The 18,636-nt window shown below is 53.3% G+C and carries 17 protein-coding genes; 4 read left to right on the top strand and 13 right to left on the bottom strand.

What is annotated here, in order from left to right:
* Positions 1 to 51 precede the first annotated feature (51 nt).
* Entirely contained in the window at positions 52 to 1,044 is a 993-nt protein-coding gene (locus tag NST08_RS02420) for a LacI family DNA-binding transcriptional regulator (RefSeq protein WP_213613200.1), read from the bottom strand.
* 496 nt (positions 1,045 to 1,540) lie between these two features.
* Between NST08_RS02420 and NST08_RS02415 the strand changes: the two genes are divergently transcribed.
* The gene (locus NST08_RS02415) at positions 1,541 to 1,942 is read left to right on the top strand and encodes a hypothetical protein (RefSeq protein WP_007130565.1); all 402 of its coding nucleotides are present in this window, start codon (positions 1,541 to 1,543) and stop codon (positions 1,940 to 1,942) included.
* Between the two features lie 195 nt (positions 1,943 to 2,137).
* On the opposite strand, the gene NST08_RS02410 is transcribed toward NST08_RS02415, so the two are convergent.
* Positions 2,138 to 3,532, bottom strand: coding sequence for an MATE family efflux transporter (locus NST08_RS02410; protein ID WP_007130566.1), 1,395 nt, complete (start codon positions 3,530 to 3,532; stop codon positions 2,138 to 2,140).
* Between the two features lie 158 nt (positions 3,533 to 3,690).
* Between NST08_RS02410 and NST08_RS02405 the strand changes: the two genes are divergently transcribed.
* Both NST08_RS02405 and NST08_RS02400 read left to right on the top strand, forming a co-directional pair.
* Positions 3,691 to 4,560: an AraC family transcriptional regulator gene (locus NST08_RS02405; RefSeq protein ID WP_007130567.1), complete on the top strand. Its 870-nt coding sequence runs from the start codon at positions 3,691 to 3,693 to the stop codon at positions 4,558 to 4,560.
* Between the two features lie 300 nt (positions 4,561 to 4,860).
* Complete coding sequence (locus tag NST08_RS02400) at positions 4,861 to 5,013, top strand: hypothetical protein (RefSeq protein WP_007130568.1); 153 nt, start codon at positions 4,861 to 4,863, stop codon at positions 5,011 to 5,013.
* 180 nt (positions 5,014 to 5,193) lie between these two features.
* On the opposite strand, the gene NST08_RS02395 is transcribed toward NST08_RS02400, so the two are convergent.
* The 10 genes from NST08_RS02395 to NST08_RS02350 form a co-directional block, all read right to left on the bottom strand.
* Positions 5,194 to 6,777 (bottom strand): response regulator, encoded by a 1,584-nt coding sequence (locus tag NST08_RS02395; RefSeq protein WP_007130569.1) that lies wholly within the window; start codon positions 6,775 to 6,777, stop codon positions 5,194 to 5,196.
* Positions 6,752 to 8,683 (bottom strand): cache domain-containing sensor histidine kinase, encoded by a 1,932-nt coding sequence (locus tag NST08_RS02390; RefSeq protein ID WP_028404719.1) that lies wholly within the window; start codon positions 8,681 to 8,683, stop codon positions 6,752 to 6,754. The genes NST08_RS02395 and NST08_RS02390 overlap by 26 nt, the downstream gene beginning before the upstream one ends.
* Positions 8,684 to 8,906: 223 nt before the next feature.
* Positions 8,907 to 10,580 carry an extracellular solute-binding protein gene (locus NST08_RS02385; protein ID WP_007130571.1) on the bottom strand — a complete coding sequence of 558 codons (1,674 nt, stop codon included), beginning with the start codon at positions 10,578 to 10,580 and terminating at the stop codon, positions 8,907 to 8,909.
* A 171-nt stretch (positions 10,581 to 10,751) separates the two neighbouring features.
* Positions 10,752 to 11,633: a carbohydrate ABC transporter permease gene (locus NST08_RS02380; RefSeq protein ID WP_007130572.1), complete on the bottom strand. Its 882-nt coding sequence runs from the start codon at positions 11,631 to 11,633 to the stop codon at positions 10,752 to 10,754.
* A 22-nt stretch (positions 11,634 to 11,655) separates the two neighbouring features.
* Complete coding sequence (locus NST08_RS02375; protein WP_007130573.1) at positions 11,656 to 12,654, bottom strand: ABC transporter permease; 999 nt, start codon at positions 12,652 to 12,654, stop codon at positions 11,656 to 11,658.
* A gap of 275 nt (positions 12,655 to 12,929) precedes the next feature.
* A complete protein-coding gene (locus NST08_RS02370; protein ID WP_007130574.1) occupies positions 12,930 to 13,103 on the bottom strand; it encodes a hypothetical protein in 174 nt (57 codons plus the stop codon).
* 188 nt (positions 13,104 to 13,291) lie between these two features.
* A complete protein-coding gene (locus NST08_RS02365) occupies positions 13,292 to 13,534 on the bottom strand; it encodes a cold-shock protein (protein ID WP_028404717.1) in 243 nt (80 codons plus the stop codon).
* 175 nt (positions 13,535 to 13,709) lie between these two features.
* On the bottom strand, positions 13,710 to 13,910 hold the full coding sequence (gene cspD / locus NST08_RS02360) for a cold-shock protein CspD (RefSeq protein ID WP_006207896.1): 201 nt from the start codon (positions 13,908 to 13,910) through the stop codon (positions 13,710 to 13,712).
* A 337-nt stretch (positions 13,911 to 14,247) separates the two neighbouring features.
* Positions 14,248 to 14,712 carry a pyridoxamine 5'-phosphate oxidase family protein gene (locus tag NST08_RS02355; protein WP_007130576.1) on the bottom strand — a complete coding sequence of 155 codons (465 nt, stop codon included), beginning with the start codon at positions 14,710 to 14,712 and terminating at the stop codon, positions 14,248 to 14,250.
* Positions 14,713 to 14,737: 25 nt separating this feature from the next.
* Positions 14,738 to 16,363: a cellulase family glycosylhydrolase gene (locus NST08_RS02350; RefSeq protein WP_210094353.1), complete on the bottom strand. Its 1,626-nt coding sequence runs from the start codon at positions 16,361 to 16,363 to the stop codon at positions 14,738 to 14,740.
* Positions 16,364 to 16,664: 301 nt separating this feature from the next.
* Between NST08_RS02350 and NST08_RS02345 the strand changes: the two genes are divergently transcribed.
* Positions 16,665 to 17,198, top strand: coding sequence for an AAA family ATPase (locus tag NST08_RS02345; protein ID WP_040738801.1), 534 nt, complete (start codon positions 16,665 to 16,667; stop codon positions 17,196 to 17,198).
* A gap of 152 nt (positions 17,199 to 17,350) precedes the next feature.
* Here NST08_RS02345 and NST08_RS02340 read toward each other — a convergent pair whose 3' ends face one another.
* Positions 17,351 to 18,538: an acyltransferase gene (locus NST08_RS02340; RefSeq protein WP_210094231.1), complete on the bottom strand. Its 1,188-nt coding sequence runs from the start codon at positions 18,536 to 18,538 to the stop codon at positions 17,351 to 17,353.
* Positions 18,539 to 18,636: the final 98 nt, after the last annotated feature.

Raw genomic sequence — 18,636 nt, 5'->3', positions numbered from 1 at the left:
AAGTGTTTCAACGCTTTGGAACCGGTTCCGATGCTTTGAGTATAATCGATTCTATTCGATATTGTCAACGCTTTCGCGCTCGATAAATTCATAATCCAGTACCGTCAGGGTGTCGACGGATTCCTCTTGGACAAGCTTCATGACTTGACGCGCGGCCAGACGTCCCCCCGCTGCGTAGCCATATTTAACCGTTGTGAGGCCCGGATGAATCACTTCAGTCACATCGTAGCCCCCAAAGCCGGTAACCGAAATATCCTCCGGAATCCGGATTCCCCGCATATGCGCCGCCTTCATCACTCCAAGCGCAATATTGTCCGTTGCGCATACGATGGCCGTCGGACGCCGGTCCCGGTTATCCAGGATACGGGAAGCCGCTTCTACCGCTGCCGACATCCTAAACCCGCTCTCATAAAAATCGGCCGAGGCGCCGGCCTGCTCCTTCAGCGCTTGCTGGAACCCATGCTTGCGCCGCACTCCAACGGCCACATCCTTCTCGGTTACCCCCAAATAAGCGATATCCCGGTGTCCTTTGGCTAAAATATACCGGCCGATCTCATACCCCGCCGTGTAATCGTCATAAATAATGCTGTGGACATCCTCATGCTGCTGACCGAGAAAAATGACCGGGATCCCGATTTCCTCGATCGCCGTCAAATGGGATTCCGTAATCTGCGTAGCGAACAGGACGATCCCCGATATTTTTTGCCTTGCCAGGTCATACAGGGCCTCGATCTCCCGCGATAGATTCTGGCTTGTATTGATAATCAGCAGCTGGTAGCCGTTCTCCCTCAGCTCCTCATCCATGCCCGTCACCGTCTGAGATGCGGCGAAGGAATCCAGCCGGGGTACGATCGCGCCGATCATGCTCGTCTTCTTGGCCTTCAAGCTTTGGGCGAAGGAGTTTGGAATGTAGCCCGTTTCCTTGATGACATGCTCGATTTTCCGCCGGGTAGCCTCGCTGACGGAACCGCCGTTCAGGTAACGGGACACCGTGCTCTTGGCCACGCCTGCGATTTTGGCGATATCTGAAATGGTAGTGTTCATTCTTGTCCTCCACCCATGACGTCAACGGCCTGTCCAGCCCCGAGAATGGTTGCGATATGTCTGTACACAGTATTCTCTCCTTCATCCTCTGTTTCCCCTAAATATAACATGCAGGCAGGGATGCGGGAAACTAAGGGGGCTTGGCGGCAAAAACTTAGCTGTAACGGGAGTTACCTTGAATTTTATTTGAGCTTCAAAACCAAATTCCTTGAGCGCGCTCTCAATGCGGCTTCCCTCTCTCTTCCCTGCCCCATTCTCCAACTTTGTAACTGTTCATACCAAGGATGGATCGAAACACGGTCTATTAGAATGGAAATTTTTACTCCAAGGATGTAACATTGATCAATTTCAAACTGTTATGTAAGTTAGATGGAAAAAGAGGAACTCGTATGCTGCTGTACCTTTCTAGGTAATGATAGCATCCGGTTCTTAACCCAGATACCGCCAAAACAGATGCTGATCATGATCCACCTCATCTTTTAAATAGGAGGCAGCTATGTGTTATTTTATGCATATTGTAATAGATCGTAATATCCCAGATTCTATTATCGGGAAATTCATCGACATGAATATCTATATTAGGGACATTACACAGGGTGTGGAACATAAACATCCAGAGAAGTACTATTATGATATTACCAACCAATGCTCCTGCGATTTTGTCTCTTCTGACCCAAAAAGAAATCAGGCTAATGAAATAAAAGAGTTATTTCAAGCATTACATTTATGTACGGATATTACCTTCTGCATTATCTTAGATAACAATAAATATACCAACTTACAATTGGAAATACAGGACATTATCTCTTCACTACCAAATGAAGAATTGGATTTTAACACTTTTATGGATTTATATCCTGACCAATTGGAAAAGGATAGAGCTTATCTAATTCGTTGAAACGATGGTTTATGTAGAGATGAAGATTTAAATTGTATAAAAGAAAAAGCCCGCCTGATGCAATCGCCTCTCTAAAAAAAGTGTGTCCCAAAGTCTTCACGATGACTTTGGGACACTTTTTTGGCCAACCCCCGCCAACTAAAACAATTGCAATCTTCTTTCTACCTCTACGCTTGCAGCACAATGATTTATACGCTACACTCCGGCGGCTGCCACCGATTCCCCTGGCATTTTCACGGAATCCGCAGGTGCCTGCGATTCCGCTTTGCGCAGACACTTCTGTCCCCGCCAGCGGAAATAGGATAAGACGCCCCGCAAGTATTCATCGGCAATCATGCAGGAGTAAATGCCGATGAGTCCCCATCCCATATAGATCCCCAGTACGTAGGACAGGACCGTTGCGACGATCCACATCGAGCCGAGGGAGATATACATCGTAAACCGCGTATCGCCCACTGCATTTAGCGAGTTGCCGAGCGCCATATTGAGCATTTTGCCTGGCTGAAGGATCAGGTTCATGCCGAGCAGCGACGCGCCGATCGCAATGATCGTCTTGTCATCCGTAAACAGTCCGAGCAGCTGCTTGCCGAACACATACAGCACGAACGCATTCACGATCACGTAGATCGCGCCGATGCCGAGCGCACGATATGCGCTCCGGTACGCTTCCCGGGTCCGGCCGGCCCCGTACAAATGCGCGATCTGGATCTGGGCCGCCATCGCAATGGAGGAGCCGAGCAGGAAGCAGAACGATTCCAGCGTGTTCATGTACGTACGCGCCGCCAGCTCCGCTGCCCCAAGCTGAGCGATGAACGAGTAGATGACCAGCTGCGAGAATACCCAGCAGGACATATTGATGCCGAGCGGCCAGCCGATCTTCAAAATTTCGCCGAACAGCGGACGGTCAAACACCCGGAACTCCTTCCACTTGATCTTGTATTCGAACGCGCGCAGGAACATGTACAGCAGCATCAGCACCGCGAGCAACCGGCTGGCCACCGTAGAAATCGCCACCCCGGTCAAGCCCCACTGCGGGAAGCCGAAGGCGCCGAAAATAAAGCCGTAGTTCATGATGACATGAATAACGTTCATGCCGATCGCCACGTACATCGGTCCGCGGGTATTGCCCGTGTTGCGAATGACGGTGCTCATCGTTGCCATCATGGCGATCAGCACCATGCCCCCGCCGACAATCGAGATATAGGTTCCGGCAAGCGGCAGCAGGCGGTCCGGCAGCTGAAGCATGGAAGCAATCGCCTCAGGCATGGCAAACAGAATCACGCTGCACACAAGGCCGATCAGGGTCGTGACGCTCACCGCCATGATGCCGATCGTCCGGGCATCGCCCGTTTTGTATGAGCCGATCTTCTGCGCGATCAGAATTCCCGCCCCGCTCGCCACCGTCATGAACAGCGTCGTCATCGCCTGGAACAGCTGGTTCGAGAAGCCGACCACCGCTACCGCGTCATCGGAAATGCGGCTGACCATCAATGTATCCACCGCTCCCAGCAAAAACTGCAGGAACAGCTCTATAAATATGGGCCATGCCAGAACCCATAGCGTAAATTTTTTCGTATCTTTATCCAACATTCCAACCTCCACCCATGATGTAAGGGTTACACGCCCAATTCGCTTCAAACGGCGATAACCTTTTCAAATTATAGATGGTATACTAGGGTTATAATATCAGTATCCGAACGTAAATTATAAAAAATCCAACCTCACTCATCACGAAAGGGCTTTTCTTTATGACGATCCTGAATTTTACCGTTCCGCCGCTGCCGGTCTATATTCATAGCGGACTCACCCGTGCCCCCGTGAATGGAGGGCATCCGAACCGTAAAAACATCGGCATCTTCGACCTGCTCGTCGTCGTCAAGGGGCAGCTTGACGTGACCGAGAACGGCCATCCCTATGAAATCAGGCAGGGCATGTTCCTTATTCTGCGTCCCGACACCCATCACTTCGGTACAAGAGGCTGCACGGAGGAAACCGATTATTACTGGCTGCACTTTCAGTCGTCGGGGCCATGGAGCGCGGAGGAATCCGGCGATGCTACGAGAAGAGAAGACATCGTTGAGCTGAAGGCGATGACGCCGAACTATTTTTCCGTCAAAATCCCGCAATTCGGAAGCCTCCCGCAGCCGGAGAAGGCGGCAGAGCTGCTGGCCACGCTAAACGCCTTGGTCCAGCATGGGCAGCAGGCCAAATTCCTATGGCGGCAGCAGGTCGTCTTTCAGGAGCTGATCGAACAGCTTGCCGCCGCCCTGGATGCACCGGTCTCCACGCCTTCCTCCGCCTGCGCCGAACGGGCCGCCGCTTATTTGCGGAAGCACTACAAGGAGGAATTCAAGGTGCAGCAGCTAGGGGACCGGATCAATTTCCATCCGGTGTATATCGCACGCTGCATGCAGAAGGAATACGGCTGCTCTCCCGTCGAATATTTGCAGCGCTACCGGATCGAGCAGTCGAAGCTGCTGCTGCTTCAGACGGACCTGAGCATCAGCCGCATCGCCGAAGAGGTGGGGTTTAACCATGCGGCCTACTTCACCTCCTGCTTCACCAAGCAGGAAGGGATCTCGCCTCGAAAGTACAGGCAGCGTTTCTTTATGAGTTAATGTTTTTTTGATGCCGGATAGGAAAATCACTTGCAATTACGCGGGAAGTCTTTATAATAAACATTAGTTACATGATAATGATTATCATTACCGGACAAGTGAGAATGAGCTGAGAATGGACGCAGCGGCCGCCTGGCTGCTGTAGCGGTGGATGCAAGCAGTTAGTTCTATAGGGCAATAAGCGCGGAGGGCTCAGACAGACATCCGTGCGGGTCTGGAACATCCGCTGCTGGCAAGACCGCCTCCATGACCGCCATTCCTGCTTGAAGAATTGAATTATAAAGGAGAGCCGATGGTCTTATGAAAACGACTTCCCGCCGTTGTTCACTGCAGATTGACGATTACCTGGATCTGCTGAATCTTGCCATCCAGCTTGGCGATGTGAAATGGCAGAGAGAAATTACCCGCAAGATGGAAATGACGCTGTCCTCTCTGGAAACGACCTCGAAATAATCACATCCATGCATTTAAGGATTATGGCCACATGATCCCATATATACGAAAGACACCTGGACGTCTGTGCCCCGGAAAGTACCGTGGCCGTGAAGAGCGTTTAAGGTGTCTTTTTTTGACGTTAAGTGACGAGATGCTTTGAATCCTCAGCATGGCAAGGGACGGAGCGACTCCACTTCTCTATCCCCGCCCCAGCTCCGCGTCAGCCTGCAGCTTCATGCGGTATTCATGCGGCGATATGCCTTCCAGCTCCTTGAACACGCGCGAGAATTGCTTCGTGTTCTCGAATCCGACCGCCTTGCCGATATCGGCCAGCTTCATCGCCCCGTCCTGAAGCAATGCCTTGGCCCGCGAGATCCGCAGCTTCTTCAAATAAGCGACAAAGTTTTCGCCCGTATGGGCTTTGAATGCCTCGCTGAAATACGAATAATTAAGCGACACGTGATTGCTGACCATCGCCATGTTCAGCGGTCGGTGATAGTTCTCTTCCATATAAGCGATGGCTGCCTTCATCTCGGAATGCTCGCTATGAGCGGACCGGATGCCTTGAATATATTCGTCCACACTCAGCAGCAGATGCTCGAGACTGCGGTAATACGCATGAAAATGACGGTAATTATCCATCGTCCCTACCCTCCGGTAGAGCTTGAGCACCTCGACCATCGACTCCCCGTATACGCGGAACACTTCATCGAGCACCTGCTCATTGATCTGCTTGCCGACACGCTCCAGATAAGCGATATCGACATGCGGCATATCCCCGATATGAAAAATATCCAGCAGCAGCGTCTTGATCTCCCGGTCGCGCCCGGTGCCCAGCATATTGCCAAGCTTGCGGATATCCTCCTCCGGCATCGGATAGCTGCGCAGCTCACCGTTTATGTCCTCATGATTCATCAGCCTGATGTTCGGTTGAATGAAGGTGTAGCTGAGCGCGTGGAGCGCCTGACTATAGCAGATCCGGACATCCTCGATCCGGGAGCCTTCCCGGCTGATGCCGACGAATAATCCGTCCATCTCCCGCTCCGCAAACTGCCGCGCCAGCTTCTCGAACTGTCCATCGGGACTGCCGACCAGCACGAGCCTCCCCCGGCCGTCCAAAACGCTGGCGCTGATCCGCCCCTCGACGGATTCCATCATTTTCTCCACGAGCTGCTTCAGCTCATCCTTGTTCATCGTGTTGCCGTCTTCGTACTTATATTTCATGACAGCCACCCGAAACGGCTTGACGTACGCTTCGAAGCCGATCGATTCGGCTGCTGCCGCCAAATCAATGTCGGTATCCTCCGGCTGCTCCAGCAGCTCCTTGAGACGGTGAGACTGCAGCTGCTGCAGATACACGTCGGTGGCGGCCATGCGGCTGTCCACTTCGGCCTGCCGAATCAGCGCTTCCTCCGTCTTGCGAAGGGCGGCGAAGAGCTCCTCGCGCCGGATCGGCTTCAGGAGATATTCCTTCACCTGATACCGGATCGCTGCCTTTGCGTATTCGAAGTCCTCATAGCCGCTCAGGATCAGCACGACCGGCTTGGCTGCCCCCGTTCCTTCCAGCTCGGCCAGCGACTCGATTAGCCGGATGCCGTCCATGACCGGCATCCGGATGTCGGTTATCACGATGTCCGCCGGCTGGGCGCGAAGCAGCTGCAGCGCTTCCTCCCCTTGCGAAGCCATCCGGATATCGTACGCCTCCGGGAACTCCCGCTCGATCATCATCTTCAATCCGAAGCGGATGTTCTTCTCGTCATCCACGATCAACAGATTTCTCATGTCCGCCTCCTCCTCCCGTTAACAACACCTTCGGAAACGTCATCGTCACCTGCGTAAACCCGCCTGCTTCGCTATTCACGTCCAAGCCGTATTCATTCCCGTAGAACAGCTTGATCCGCTGATGCACGTTCCGGAGCCCGATGCCTCCGGCCTGGTGCCCGCCTCGCCCGTAATCTCCGGACGGAAGATCCTCATCATGCACCGTGCGCAAAATTTCGCGCAGCCTACCCAGACGGTAGGCTTCGATGCCAACCCCGTTATCCTTCACGTAAATCGTAATCCGGTCCTCCTCCCAGGCCACCACATCGATCTGGATCCGCTTCGCTTCGGCCGAGCCGTCCGGCCAGCCGTGCTTCACCGCATTTTCCACGATCGGCTGCAGCGACATCTTCAGCACCTCCAGCTCCATGAATTCCGAAGGTATATTAAGCTCAAACTCAATCGGCTCATCGTACCGGATATTCATAACGTCAATGTAATTGCGAATATGGCGGATTTCATCCCTCAGCTTGACGTATTCCCCCGACCACTTGAAATTGTAGCGCATCATGCCGCCCAGCGAGGTTAACGCATCCGAGATCGTGCGCTGTCCCTCGATTTCGGCCAGCATCTTGATATTTTCGAGCGTGTTGTACAGGAAATGCGAGTCGATCTGGCTGTGCAGCGTTCGGAGCTCTGCTTCCTTCGTGACGGCTTGCTTCCGGATCCCTTGAGCAATCAGCTCATTAATCGTGCGGATCAGCTTATTGAAATGATGCGCTAGCTCGCCGACCTCGCCGCCGCCCCGGATATCGATGCCGGAGGAAACCTCGCCCTTGCGGACCTTCTTCATCGTGTCGGTCAGGCGCCGCAAATTTTTCAAAATAATCGAGTTCAAATAGTACGTGATGACCGACAGCAAAATGATCAGGATCACGTTCGCCGCTATGATCTGCCACTGTGCCTTGGAGACATTGTTTAACGCGCCCTCCAGGGAAACGACATTCAGCACATGTGCCTGCAAACGCTCCACCGGCGCGGCGATGAGCAGGTACGACGCCCCGTCCACGCTGAACCGGGAATGGACGATGCGGTCCGATTCAGGATCGGTTTCCTCCTTTAGGAGCTTCTTGAACTGAGTCTCGACCTCGTCTCTCAGCCCCTCGCGGCTTGTCATGAAGGACTGCCTGCGATCCATGAAGAACTGGCCGTCCCGATCCACGATCACCATCTGCGAGCCGGTATCATGAATCCCTCCGAACGTCTTCGGCGCGAAATACTTAAGCAGCATATCGACCTGAATAAGCCCGTCCTCGGCACTGCTTCCGACCCGCCGGATCAGGGACACCTTCGGCTGCTCCTCGGGCACGTCTGTAGCGTAGCGCTGAAGAATGTCCGGATCCCGGTGATTGAATACCCACAGCTCGCTAACGCCTTGCGACTTCATCGGGGCGAACCAGGGCTCCGCGGCAATGCGGCTCTCCTTGAATATAATCGGCCACATTTCCATGACATGCTCATTGCCGGTGAACAAGCGGAGGTGTGCGATGTTGGGATTATTCGTCTGAATCCGCTGGATGTCCTTGGACGGCCCCCACGCCACCTCCATCAGCGCAGCCGAGCTGAGCTCCTCCTCGATCCCCAGGTAATCCTTGATGGCCTGGTCAGAGATCGCAAGCTGCGCCGCCATCTCGATCGACTCGATCTGGCTCTGCATGTTCATCTTCTCGGTCTCCAGCAGGAACGTGTTTTGGTTCAGCGCATCGCTGATATACGTATCCCGAATCTGTTGAAAAAAGTAATTCGACACGATGATGCTCGGAATGAGCAAAATCAATATATAGGCGGCCACCAGGCGGCTCTGCATGGACCTGCGCCCGACCCAGTACATAAAGGATGAAATTAGCTGCACCCATCGTTTTCTCATGACGGTCACTTCCTGTTTCGTTAACGTCCGCGCTTCCATCGTGAAACTGACGCTCTTCCTGCGACAAGCCGGATATGCTCCTATCATATCGCTTGACATGCCAAAAGGCACCCTATTTCGACATCAAATGAAATAGGGTACCTTCGCATCTATTGGAGCAACTAGTTAGCGTCAACCTCGCCGCAAATAGTAGCAGCCGTTCACCTCAAGAGGGTTCCTTTCATTATTTCAGGAATTCCTCAAGCTTTTTCACGTTCTCCTCGTATTCTTTCTGTCTGTATTCCTGCACTTTCGCAAATCCGAGCGACTCGCGTTTAGCCAAGTAATCGTTCCATGCTTGGTCAAACTCCGCATCCGAGGAGGAGAGCAGCAGCTTCGGCAGCGTCTTGCCCCATTCCGTCAGGACCTTGTCGTTAATGATCCCTTCCTCGGAGCTGCCGTCCGGATCAAGCTGGTCAAATTGCGAGAAGCTGTGGGCCTTGCCGCGCGTCCAGTCTTCCATCTGCTTGAACGGCTCGACGGCCGGAGGCGCCCATGCCGGAGTCATGTTCGTGTCCATCATCATCCAGAAGGTGTGGGACGCGCCGTATTTTTTGTCAAACGCGCCGCGGTCGCTGTTCAGCAGCTCCACAACCTCAGGGAGGAACTGGTCCTTGCCGTCAATCGTATCCCAAGTAACGCCTTGCTTGCCGAGATACAGGTCGCGCTGTCCTTCTTCGGAGATCAAATAGCTCAGGAAGCGGATGGCGCGCGCTTTGTCTTTAACATCCTTGGAGATCAGCGTCAACGTCCAGCCGGAGATCGATGGTCCCGACAGCGTCGGCTGATCCAGATTGGAGTTGGCCGGTCCGTCTACCGCAATATATACGGAGTTCGGATCGTTCGCGTAAAGCACGTTCTGCTGGTTAGCCATGTCGCTGCGCTGATACAGCATCGCGAAATAGCGGCCTTGCGCAATCTTCTCTTCCATCTGCGGACGCTTATCCACGAAGATATCCTTGGACAGCAGCCCTTTCTCATTCGCCTGGCGCAGCGTCTTCAGCCATTTCACGTATTCCGGATCGGTGGAGCGGTCATACAGCTTGCCGTCCTTCTCCAGCGGGATCGCCAGGAAGTTTTGGATATAGCTCTCTAGCGAATAGTTGCCCTTCTCGTGGAAGTCGTGCAGGCCAAGCGGAATCAGCGGCTGCCCGTTCACGTCCGGGAACATCTTCTTTGCATCTTCAAGCGCTTTCAAGAAACCTTCAGGCGTGCGCATATCCGGCTTGCCGAGCGCCTCGTACATATCCTTGCGCACGAGGAATGTCTGGTTGGACGTGATGTTGTCGCTGAACTTCTCGTAATCCTTCGGCGAAGAGGACGCGTTCGGATAGCCGTAGATGTTGCCGTCGTCCTTCGTATACCACGATACCTTCCCGGGATCGGTTACTTTAAAGAAATACGGATCGTATTGCTCCGCCAGCTCATTCAGCGGCAGGACGAGCTCACCCTCGATCATTTTCTTAACCGCGTCATTGTTCCAGTCCAGCGTGATGAAATCCGGAAGCGTGCCGGAGGCGATCATCGTGTTCATCTTCTCGGTCTCATTGCCGGCAGGGACGATAAAGTTGATGTTAACCCCGGTTTTCTCCGTTACGTATTGGGAGGTGATGTCCTCTCCCCATTTGTTCGGGAACCAGGCGAAGTTGATGTACCAGTCGAACGTGATCGGCGATGTGTCCACCTTCCAGCCCGGATCGTCCTGGGTCAGCTTCACTTCCTCTGCAGGAGGCGACTGCTCCCCTTCCTTCTCGGAGGCGTTTTTGTTATCGCCGCCGGACGAGCATGCTGTCGTAAAGGCCATGACCAGCGCGAACATCAACAGCAGAAGGCTCTTTGGCTTAAGCATCTTGCTCATGTGTTTTTCCCCTTTTCTTATTTAGAGATATGATTATATAGAACCCTTGCCAGGAGTGGCAAGAGAAACTACCCTTGCTTCGGCAGTACACTCCAGCGGTTGCCCCGCCGGCCGTCCGGAAGCGCCGCCCTTGCTGCATACATGCCCTGGCGCTCCGCGGCCGATTACGGTTTAACCCTTGATGGAGCCGATCATCATCCCTTTGACGAAATAACGCTGCAGGAATGGGTAGACGAACACGATCGGAAGCGTCGTCACGACCATAGTCGCCATTTTGATCGACTGCGAGGTCACCGTCTTGGAGATGCCTCCCGGCACCTGGGCCATCATCTGGTTCGAACTGGACTGCGCGATGACCTTGTACAAGTAGGTCTGGATCGGCTGCAGATCCGTGTTGTTGATATAGATCACACCCGTGAAATAGTCGTTCCATTGGTACACGCCGTGGAACAGGGCGATGGTGGCGATGACCGGCATCGAGACCGGCAGCACGACCCGCAGGAAGATCGACCAATCGTTCGCCCCGTCGATCTTCGCCGCTTCTTCAAGCCCGTCCGGAATTTCCCGGAAGAACGTCATGAAGATGATGAGGTCGAAGAAGCTGAACATGGCGGGAATGATATACACCAGGAAGCTGTCCAGCATATTGAGATCCTTGATCAGCAGGTACGTCGGAATGAGCCCGCCGGTGAAGAACATCGTGACCGTACCGAGAAAAATATACAACTTGCCGCCGATCAGCCCCTTGCGGGAGAATGCGTAGGCTACCATCGCCGTAAACAGGACGTGGACAAAAACGCCGACGACCGTCTTGGCGACCGTAACGCCCATGGCCGTCATGATGCCGGAGCTTTGGAAGACGGCCTCAAAATTTTGCAGACTGAACTCCCTCGGCCACCAGTAAATGCCTCCGCGCATGGCGTCCTGCCCGTCGTTGAAGGCATTGACCAGCACGTACCAGATCGGGTAAATGGTCAGAAAGCATACGATCAGCATGCCGAAATTGTTGAACATGTCGAAGATGGCTTCGCCCTTCGTTTTGCGTTTAAACATCGTTTGCCGCTGCCTCCTTTCGTTAGAACAGGGATGTATCGTTCAGTTTTTTGGTAACCCGGTTGGCAATCAGCAGCAGGATGATCGCGATGATCGACTTGAACAGCGAAACGGCCTGGGCGTAAGAATAGCGTCCGTTCTGCAAGCCGGTATGGTAGACGAAGATGTCGATAACGTTGCTTGTACTTTCGTTCAGCGGGTTGCGAAGCACCAGGATCTGATCGAAGTTGGAGCTCAGCACGCTACTGACGGCCAGGATAAACAAAATGGAGATGGTCGCTTTAATGCTCGGAAGCGTGATATACCACATTTTCTGAAAGCGCCCCGCCCCGTCGATTGTAGAGGCCTCGTACATCTCCGGCGAGATGCTCGCGATGGCGGCCAGATAGATGATCGCGGACCAGCCGAGCTCCTTCCAAATATCCGACGTAATGACGATGCCCCAGAAATACTTCGGCTCAGCCAGGAACGTAATCGGCTGATCAATCATGTTCAGCGCGAGCAGGATTTTGTTAATGACGCCGGTGTCGGCAAGCCAGGTCATCAGAATGCCGCCCAGGATAACCCAGGAGATGAAGTGCGGCAAATACGATATCGTCTGGATCGTCCGCTTGTAACGGAACGACCGGATTTCGTTCAGAAACAGCGCGAAAATGATCGGCAGCGGAAACCCGATGAACAGCTTCAGCAAGCTGATCCCGAGCGTGTTGCGCATGACGCTCGTGAAATCGTCGTTGGCGAAAAATTCCTTGAAATGCTCCAGTCCTACCCATGGAGCCTCGCCAATGGACTTGATGATGTTGAATTCCTTAAAGGCGATGATGACGCCGTACATCGGGATATAGTTGAAAATAATCATCCAGATGACGCCGAGCAGCGCCATGATCTGCAGATGCCGCTGGCTGTAAAGCTTCTTGAGCCATCGGCTTCGGGCAAGCTTCCTCGCGTCCTCAAGGGGCGGCGCAGGCGCCCGGCCCGCTCCGGTCTCTGCTGCAGGTTCGGCATGGGGTTGATTGCGCATGGTTATGACCTCCAGGTTGATGTCTCTCTATTTTTGTAAACCCTTTCAAATGTTTAGCTATATTGTAGTCCCACACGGCATCCTCTCGTAAGGTTTCAGATTTCGTATCGGGGTGCTCATTTTTCGGGTGATTTCGGCAATCCGCCTTGCTTAGACTCTTTCAGCATCCGATGTCCGTAACGCCGAACAAAAAAATTGCACAAAAAAACATGAGCGGGAAGCTAAAGCTCGCTCCCGCTCATGTTCTCAATCTATATTAAGCTGTTGTAATTCGGTTATTCCGATTTCTCCTGCTCGCGCTGTTCGTGCTTGCTCTCATGCTCTTGCTGAAACTTTTCGCGCATCAGCTTCTGCATGATGAATTTTTCCTGATCATTGAGGCTTCCTTGGTTATCCTGAATGATCATGTTGTCGATGTTGCGCTTGAGTACCTCGGTATGCGTGTTCAATATGATTCACTCCTTTTAAATAATCACACCCCTGCAGATTCGTCCAAAAATCTGACAACCTGTGACAGGGACATGTGTATTACCTAACCAAACTCCATCCGATGAATCAGTTTCGGCCGAATTTCCAGGTATTGGAGCATTCGTGAGCGAACCCACGCTCTCCCTTCTTCCGGCTCTATCTCTGGGTATTAGCTGCTGCTTCCGTTAATCTGGATTCCCTTGCTGAGCGATTTCTGCTGTTTGTTCGTATTGATGAGCTGGGGAAGCTTTCTCGTTTCCTTGACCATAGGGGAATGACACAAGTGGCACACAGGCTCCGTGTCGAACGCAAAATCGTCCCGCATCCACCCTTTGCAGTCTTCCTTCGTGCATGCCCACACTTCCGTAATTTCCTCAGGAATACTCTCCATCGAGTTTTTACGCGAATACATATAACGCTCCTCCTTGTGCTTGTCGTTAGAAATCGAAAAACATCTCTCCTGCAAACGGGCGCTTGCCTGCAAGCCAGCCCGCCTCCGCAGAGGCCCCTGAACATCCGGCTTTTGTTGAAAAACGAAAAGAGGACTGCCCTTAATGTGACACATTAAGGGCAGTCCTCGCTCGTACTTACAGTTTTACAACGTTCTCAGCTTGTGGTCCACGGTTGCCTTCAACGATGTTGAACTCAACGCGTTGGCCTTCGTCCAGCGTCTTGAAGCCATCGCCTTGGATCGCGCTGAAGTGAACGAATACATCGTTTCCGCCTTCAACTTCGATGAAACCGAAGCCCTTCTCAGCATTAAACCATTTAACAGTTCCTGTTTGCATGGGGGAATCCTCCTTGATTTGTATTTACATGACCTTTTTTTCTTCGCAAGCGGAATAAAAAAATTCACATATTGCACAAGGTTATCTGAAATGACAACCCTCTACAATATGTGAATTCAGGTCGATTTCGATATTCATATCTTACCACATCTGCGCTTCGATAGCAAATAATTTGAAAAAATAATCGTACACCATAATGAACCGGTGCGCAAGCCCGATCTGACGGGCAATCGCCGCGTTTTATCCGCTCTGAAGACCGAAGCAAGACACCCCCGGTTTTACCGCCGGGGATTTCTTGCAGCTGTATATCTTCATCGAAAGGGCCGTATTATTGCCATTATTGCCGAAGCTCCTGCAGCGTTTCGCGCCATCTCTCCAGCACGTCATTCGGGTCATGCAGCCGGATCGTAACGGCGGACAGGATATCCGCATACTTCGCCCGGTCTTCCCGAACCGCCACAACCTCGGCGCTAAATCGCTGCCGGGGATGGCGGGCGTCCGGCACATCCGGAAGTGCGCGCAGCGCAAGCCGCACGTAGTGGGCCGCCCCCTCATGAATGGCGACCAACGTAGCTTGGCCTGAACGAAGAATATTGCCCGTCGTTACCGTGCCCGGCCACAGCGCGATCCGGATCGTGCTCCGGGTTAGTGCCAGCACCTCCCCGGCGCTGACCATGGCGGTATGCGGCCATAAATCCTCCGTAACGGTCAGCAGCATCATTGCCGTATGCTGCTTGGATTCCAGCTCCAGGCCGTTCAGCCATTGGCATAAACCTGCCGAGATTGAAGCCCTCTGCGTCACAGCGACATCCTCTCCTTCCTTGTTCTTACGAAAACTCCACCCAATCCAGCTCGACCCAACCTTGGCTTACGCCGATCACGAGATGGACCGGCCCTTGTTCGACCACAAGCTCCGAAGCAAGCCTGAACACCTGCCATCCTTCACCGCTGACAGACAGCTTCCCCAGCTCCCTGTCCCCGATCCGCAGCGTTAACTCTGCGCTGCCTTCCGGAAGCAGCGCCCGGACATCGAGCTGGTATGCAGCCGCTTGGGCGCACAAAGCTTCATAGGCGAGCCAGTCTCCTGCCTGCAGCTGCACGCACACCAGATTGTCCGTCTCCCACGGCTTGCCGCCTTCCGGCGCGTAGCTCGGCTTCTCGGCCTTGCCGGTCACCATCCGCATCGGGACGCCGTCGCTTACCCGCAGCCCGATGTTTCTTTCTGCCTTCGTGCCAACGTGATAAGAAACGCCTTCCCCGCGGTAGCCGTAAAATTCAGCCGGAATCTGGATCGGCAGCTGCCGGAACAGCGAACGCGATACATTCGGATGGGCGTCGCAAGCTTCCAGCGGAAGGCTGTCCAAATACGCCTGAAGGATGGCCTCGGCCTCTTCTTGGGAAGGCTTCGCTCCACCCTCGAGGTAGCCCGTCAGCTTATCCCAGCCTTCCGGCCTCCGGATCGAGTACGGCGAGTTGCTTGTGTCCATCTTCTTCCATGTCCAGAAATTCCATGAAATATTGTGGTCCTCGAACAACCGGAACGCACCCGTATACCACTGAGGGTTGTTCTCGCCGCCTTCGCCCATAAAGATGGGCAAATTCCATTGCTCACGGTGATCCAAATACTTCTGAATGCTCTCCGTATCCGGATTGTTCCAATATTTATGGAATTGCAGCAGCAGATTATCGTCAAAAGGTTCATCGAATATTTGCCAATCCGTCGACCAGTGCACGCCTTCCAAAATGATCATATGGCGTTGATCCACTTCCCGAATCGCTGCCGTAATTTCCCGATAGAGCGGCATGACCCGGTCGTTATACTCGCTGAACCAATCCGGCAGCGGCTCGTTCAGAAGATCATAGCCGGCTACGATCCACTCATCCTTGTAGCGCTCGGCGAGCATCCGCCACAGCGCCACCGTCCGCTCGGTATTCAGCGGATTTGTGAACAGCTCCGGCAGATCACGCGCTGAATCATCAATATTCGCTCCCGTCTGTCCTCCGGGCGCTCCATGTAAATCCAGAATAACATACAGCCGGCACGACCTGCACCAATCGATCACCCGATCGATCAACCGAAGATGGCCCTCATGGAAGTGAAAAGGCTTCTGCTGCCCCTCCTCCATAATAACCCTGGCATTGATCGGCAGCCGGATGGAGTTAAAGCCCTGCTCGGCGATCTGCCGAATATCCGCTTCTCCGATATACCGGTCATAATAGGTTTCCCAGAAGAGCGCTGCTTTCTCTTCTCCGATCAGATCCTTCACCATAGCCTCGATCCGCCGCGGCCGGTCTCCCTGCTCGGGCATCTTCCACATGTATCCTTCAGGCAGCAGCCAGCTGCCAAGTCCTACGCCGCGAAGCAAAATTTCTTGTCCTTCCCCGTTCACAAGACGTTTGCCGTCTGCACGAATGAAACCGTTTACCAATGAATTGCCGCTCCATCCCATCATGTCATCCTCCCCGCTTTCTTGTCTGTAACGAATGTACTTGACTGCCGATTTCCCAGCCGCCGCTTCCGATGACACGGCGATATACCTTCGGCTCGTAACGCATAACACCCAAACTTTATACGATGGCCGGGATGCCAATCCTTCTGCTGCCGAAAATCAGGGAAACATCCTGAAATTTCGTGCCGCTGCTTCTTAGGCCATGGTATACTGCAAGCGAACGGAACACGGTTTCTGAACGGAACAGCTTATGTGCTGTATAGCCCTAAACCCCGGTAAATTTCGGCCGCACGCTTTGGAAAGGATGATCCCTTTGACAAAAGAAACGAATCTGAGCCTGCTGTACTTGATTTCGGGTCCGCTTGGCGTTGGAAAATCAACGACAGCGAAGATGTTGGCAGAGCGCGTGGAACGATGCGTGCTGATTGAAGGTGACCTGCTGCTTCACATGCTGCATCATGAGCTCCCGCTTTCATGGGATGAACGCTTAAGCTTAACATGGAAGAACCTCCTGGCACTAACACAAAATATGCTGCGCCAAGGCCTGAATGTCGTTATTGATTTTGTCGTAGAGGATGAGCTCGAGTGGTTTTGCGAGCAGTTATCCGACCTGGATGTAAGCATAAAGTATGCTGTGCTGCATGCAGACAAGGAGAAAATCGCCGAAAGGCTGACAACAAGAGGGGATATTGATTCCCTGGAGCGCTCACTATTTTTGCTGGACAAATTGGTATCCATGCCGCAGAACCGGCAGTTCCTGTACGATACGGCGCTGAAGCGGCCCGAGGACACGGCGGAAGCAATACTCCTGGAGCCCCGTTTCCAGGTGCTTTCATGACATCGGCAAAAAAATTGCAGTACGTTCGTGCGACACAAAAAGGGTGGTTCCCCATTGGCAGATGCCTTCTGCCGGGAGCCACCCTTATTTCTTCTCCGCGTGCTTAGCCGCTTACGTCATCCTGCGGATGAGCTGCGGCTAATCCCGAGCGTTTACGGTGCCGCCTTGGTAATCCCTGGTGTAGAAGCGGCTGAAGCCGGAATTCCCGCCGAGCCCCTGCGCTCCCCGCCCGGCAGTTTGCCGAACAGGACCCATGTCCAGCCCCCGAGCCGGCGAATGCCGTACACCAGCAAGTAGGAGACTACCAGCGCCGCTGCCAGTCCGCCAGCATACCATGCAAGCAGAAGCCAGGAATTATCCGTCTTCGGCCGATAGTCCCGGTAAACGAGCAGCACCAGCGGGTGCACCAGATAAATCCCGAAGGAATACACCCCGATTCTTCGAAAGCCGCGAACCAGCAGGCTCCGCTTGCCGCCGAGGCGCAGAGCGGTCTGCATCATGACCAGCGCCGTGGTCAGCGTATGCACGTTCCAGAACGCGTCATAGACAAGCGGGTGAACCTCGATTCCATGCAGCCTCTGATTATAACGCAGCCCGATATGAACCAGCGCACTGGCGATCCACGTTGTCCACAGCGCGGCCCAGCCGAACCTTCGAAGCAGCGGCCTTGCAGCATGCTTGGCATCGGTCAGCCAGGATTTGACGCGCTCATAGTGAATCCCCATCCAGGCACCGAGGAAGTAATATGACAGAAACGACAGCGACCAGCTGTTTCGGTTCGTCACATGCCACCACGCGTCATTCCCCAAGTAGAAAATCCACTGCAGCACGATCCCGACCAGTACGCAGATGGCAGCAAAGCCCCTGAAGCGCTTCAGCAGGAGCAGTACCAGCGGAAACAGCAAGTAGAATTGAATGTTGATGAAAATAAAATACAAATGCGTGTACGATTTTCCCGTAGCCAGCTTAGGCCAGAAGCTATCCAGCATCGCAGAGACGTCGGTCACGCCTCCCCGATGGTACCAAGCCACCGTAAAAAACAGCACCGAGAAGATAAAATACGGCACCAGAATATACATCAGCCGGTTGCGGTAAAACCGGGCAAGGTCTTTGCCCCGAAACGGACGGTGATAGTAGTTGTAAAACAGCACGAAGCTGCTCAGAAAAATAAACGTCGTCGTACCGACTTTAGAAAATATGTTCAAAAAGTTGTATAAGCCAAAAAAATCGTCCCCGCGCATCTGGACCGTCGCGAACGATGTCGCATGCACCATCAGCACGCCCATCATCGCAAAGCCTCGAACCAGGTCGATTTCCGTAAGTTTGGCGCGTTTCTCCATTCATTTCCCCTCTTTTCCGAACGCCCCCTATTATAGCCTACGTTACACCCCCTTGGTACTTAAATTTTTCTGAATTTGGTATGGAACAAGCATTCTTT

Source organism: Paenibacillus sp. FSL K6-1566 (assembly GCF_038050475.1).
In the GTDB taxonomy this organism is placed as follows: domain Bacteria; phylum Bacillota; class Bacilli; order Paenibacillales; family Paenibacillaceae; genus Paenibacillus_AQ; species Paenibacillus_AQ lactis.
The sequence above is the reverse complement of the archived record's forward strand: the minus strand, read 5'-3'. Positions and strand labels throughout refer to the sequence as shown.

Coding starts and splice junctions, on each gene's coding strand:
- cspD (WP_006207896.1), bottom strand. CDS start 13,910: ATGCAAACAGGAACTGTTAAATGGTTTAATGCTGAGAAGGGCTTCGGT.
- NST08_RS02380 (WP_007130572.1), bottom strand. CDS start 11,633: ATGTTTAAACGCAAAACGAAGGGCGAAGCCATCTTCGACATGTTCAAC.
- NST08_RS02340 (WP_210094231.1), bottom strand. CDS start 18,538: ATGGAGAAACGCGCCAAACTTACGGAAATCGACCTGGTTCGAGGCTTT.
- NST08_RS02395 (WP_007130569.1), bottom strand. CDS start 6,777: ATGAGAAATCTGTTGATCGTGGATGACGAGAAGAACATCCGCTTCGGA.
- NST08_RS02345 (WP_040738801.1), top strand. CDS start 16,665: ATGATCCCTTTGACAAAAGAAACGAATCTGAGCCTGCTGTACTTGATT.
- NST08_RS02350 (WP_210094353.1), bottom strand. CDS start 16,363: ATGATGGGATGGAGCGGCAATTCATTGGTAAACGGTTTCATTCGTGCA.
- NST08_RS02375 (WP_007130573.1), bottom strand. CDS start 12,654: ATGCGCAATCAACCCCATGCCGAACCTGCAGCAGAGACCGGAGCGGGC.
- NST08_RS02410 (WP_007130566.1), bottom strand. CDS start 3,532: ATGTTGGATAAAGATACGAAAAAATTTACGCTATGGGTTCTGGCATGG.
- NST08_RS02420 (WP_213613200.1), bottom strand. CDS start 1,044: ATGAACACTACCATTTCAGATATCGCCAAAATCGCAGGCGTGGCCAAG.
- NST08_RS02405 (WP_007130567.1), top strand. CDS start 3,691: ATGACGATCCTGAATTTTACCGTTCCGCCGCTGCCGGTCTATATTCAT.
- NST08_RS02400 (WP_007130568.1), top strand. CDS start 4,861: ATGAAAACGACTTCCCGCCGTTGTTCACTGCAGATTGACGATTACCTG.
- NST08_RS02385 (WP_007130571.1), bottom strand. CDS start 10,580: ATGAGCAAGATGCTTAAGCCAAAGAGCCTTCTGCTGTTGATGTTCGCG.
- NST08_RS02415 (WP_007130565.1), top strand. CDS start 1,541: ATGTGTTATTTTATGCATATTGTAATAGATCGTAATATCCCAGATTCT.
- NST08_RS02365 (WP_028404717.1), bottom strand. CDS start 13,534: ATGTATTCGCGTAAAAACTCGATGGAGAGTATTCCTGAGGAAATTACG.
- NST08_RS02390 (WP_028404719.1), bottom strand. CDS start 8,683: ATGAGAAAACGATGGGTGCAGCTAATTTCATCCTTTATGTACTGGGTC.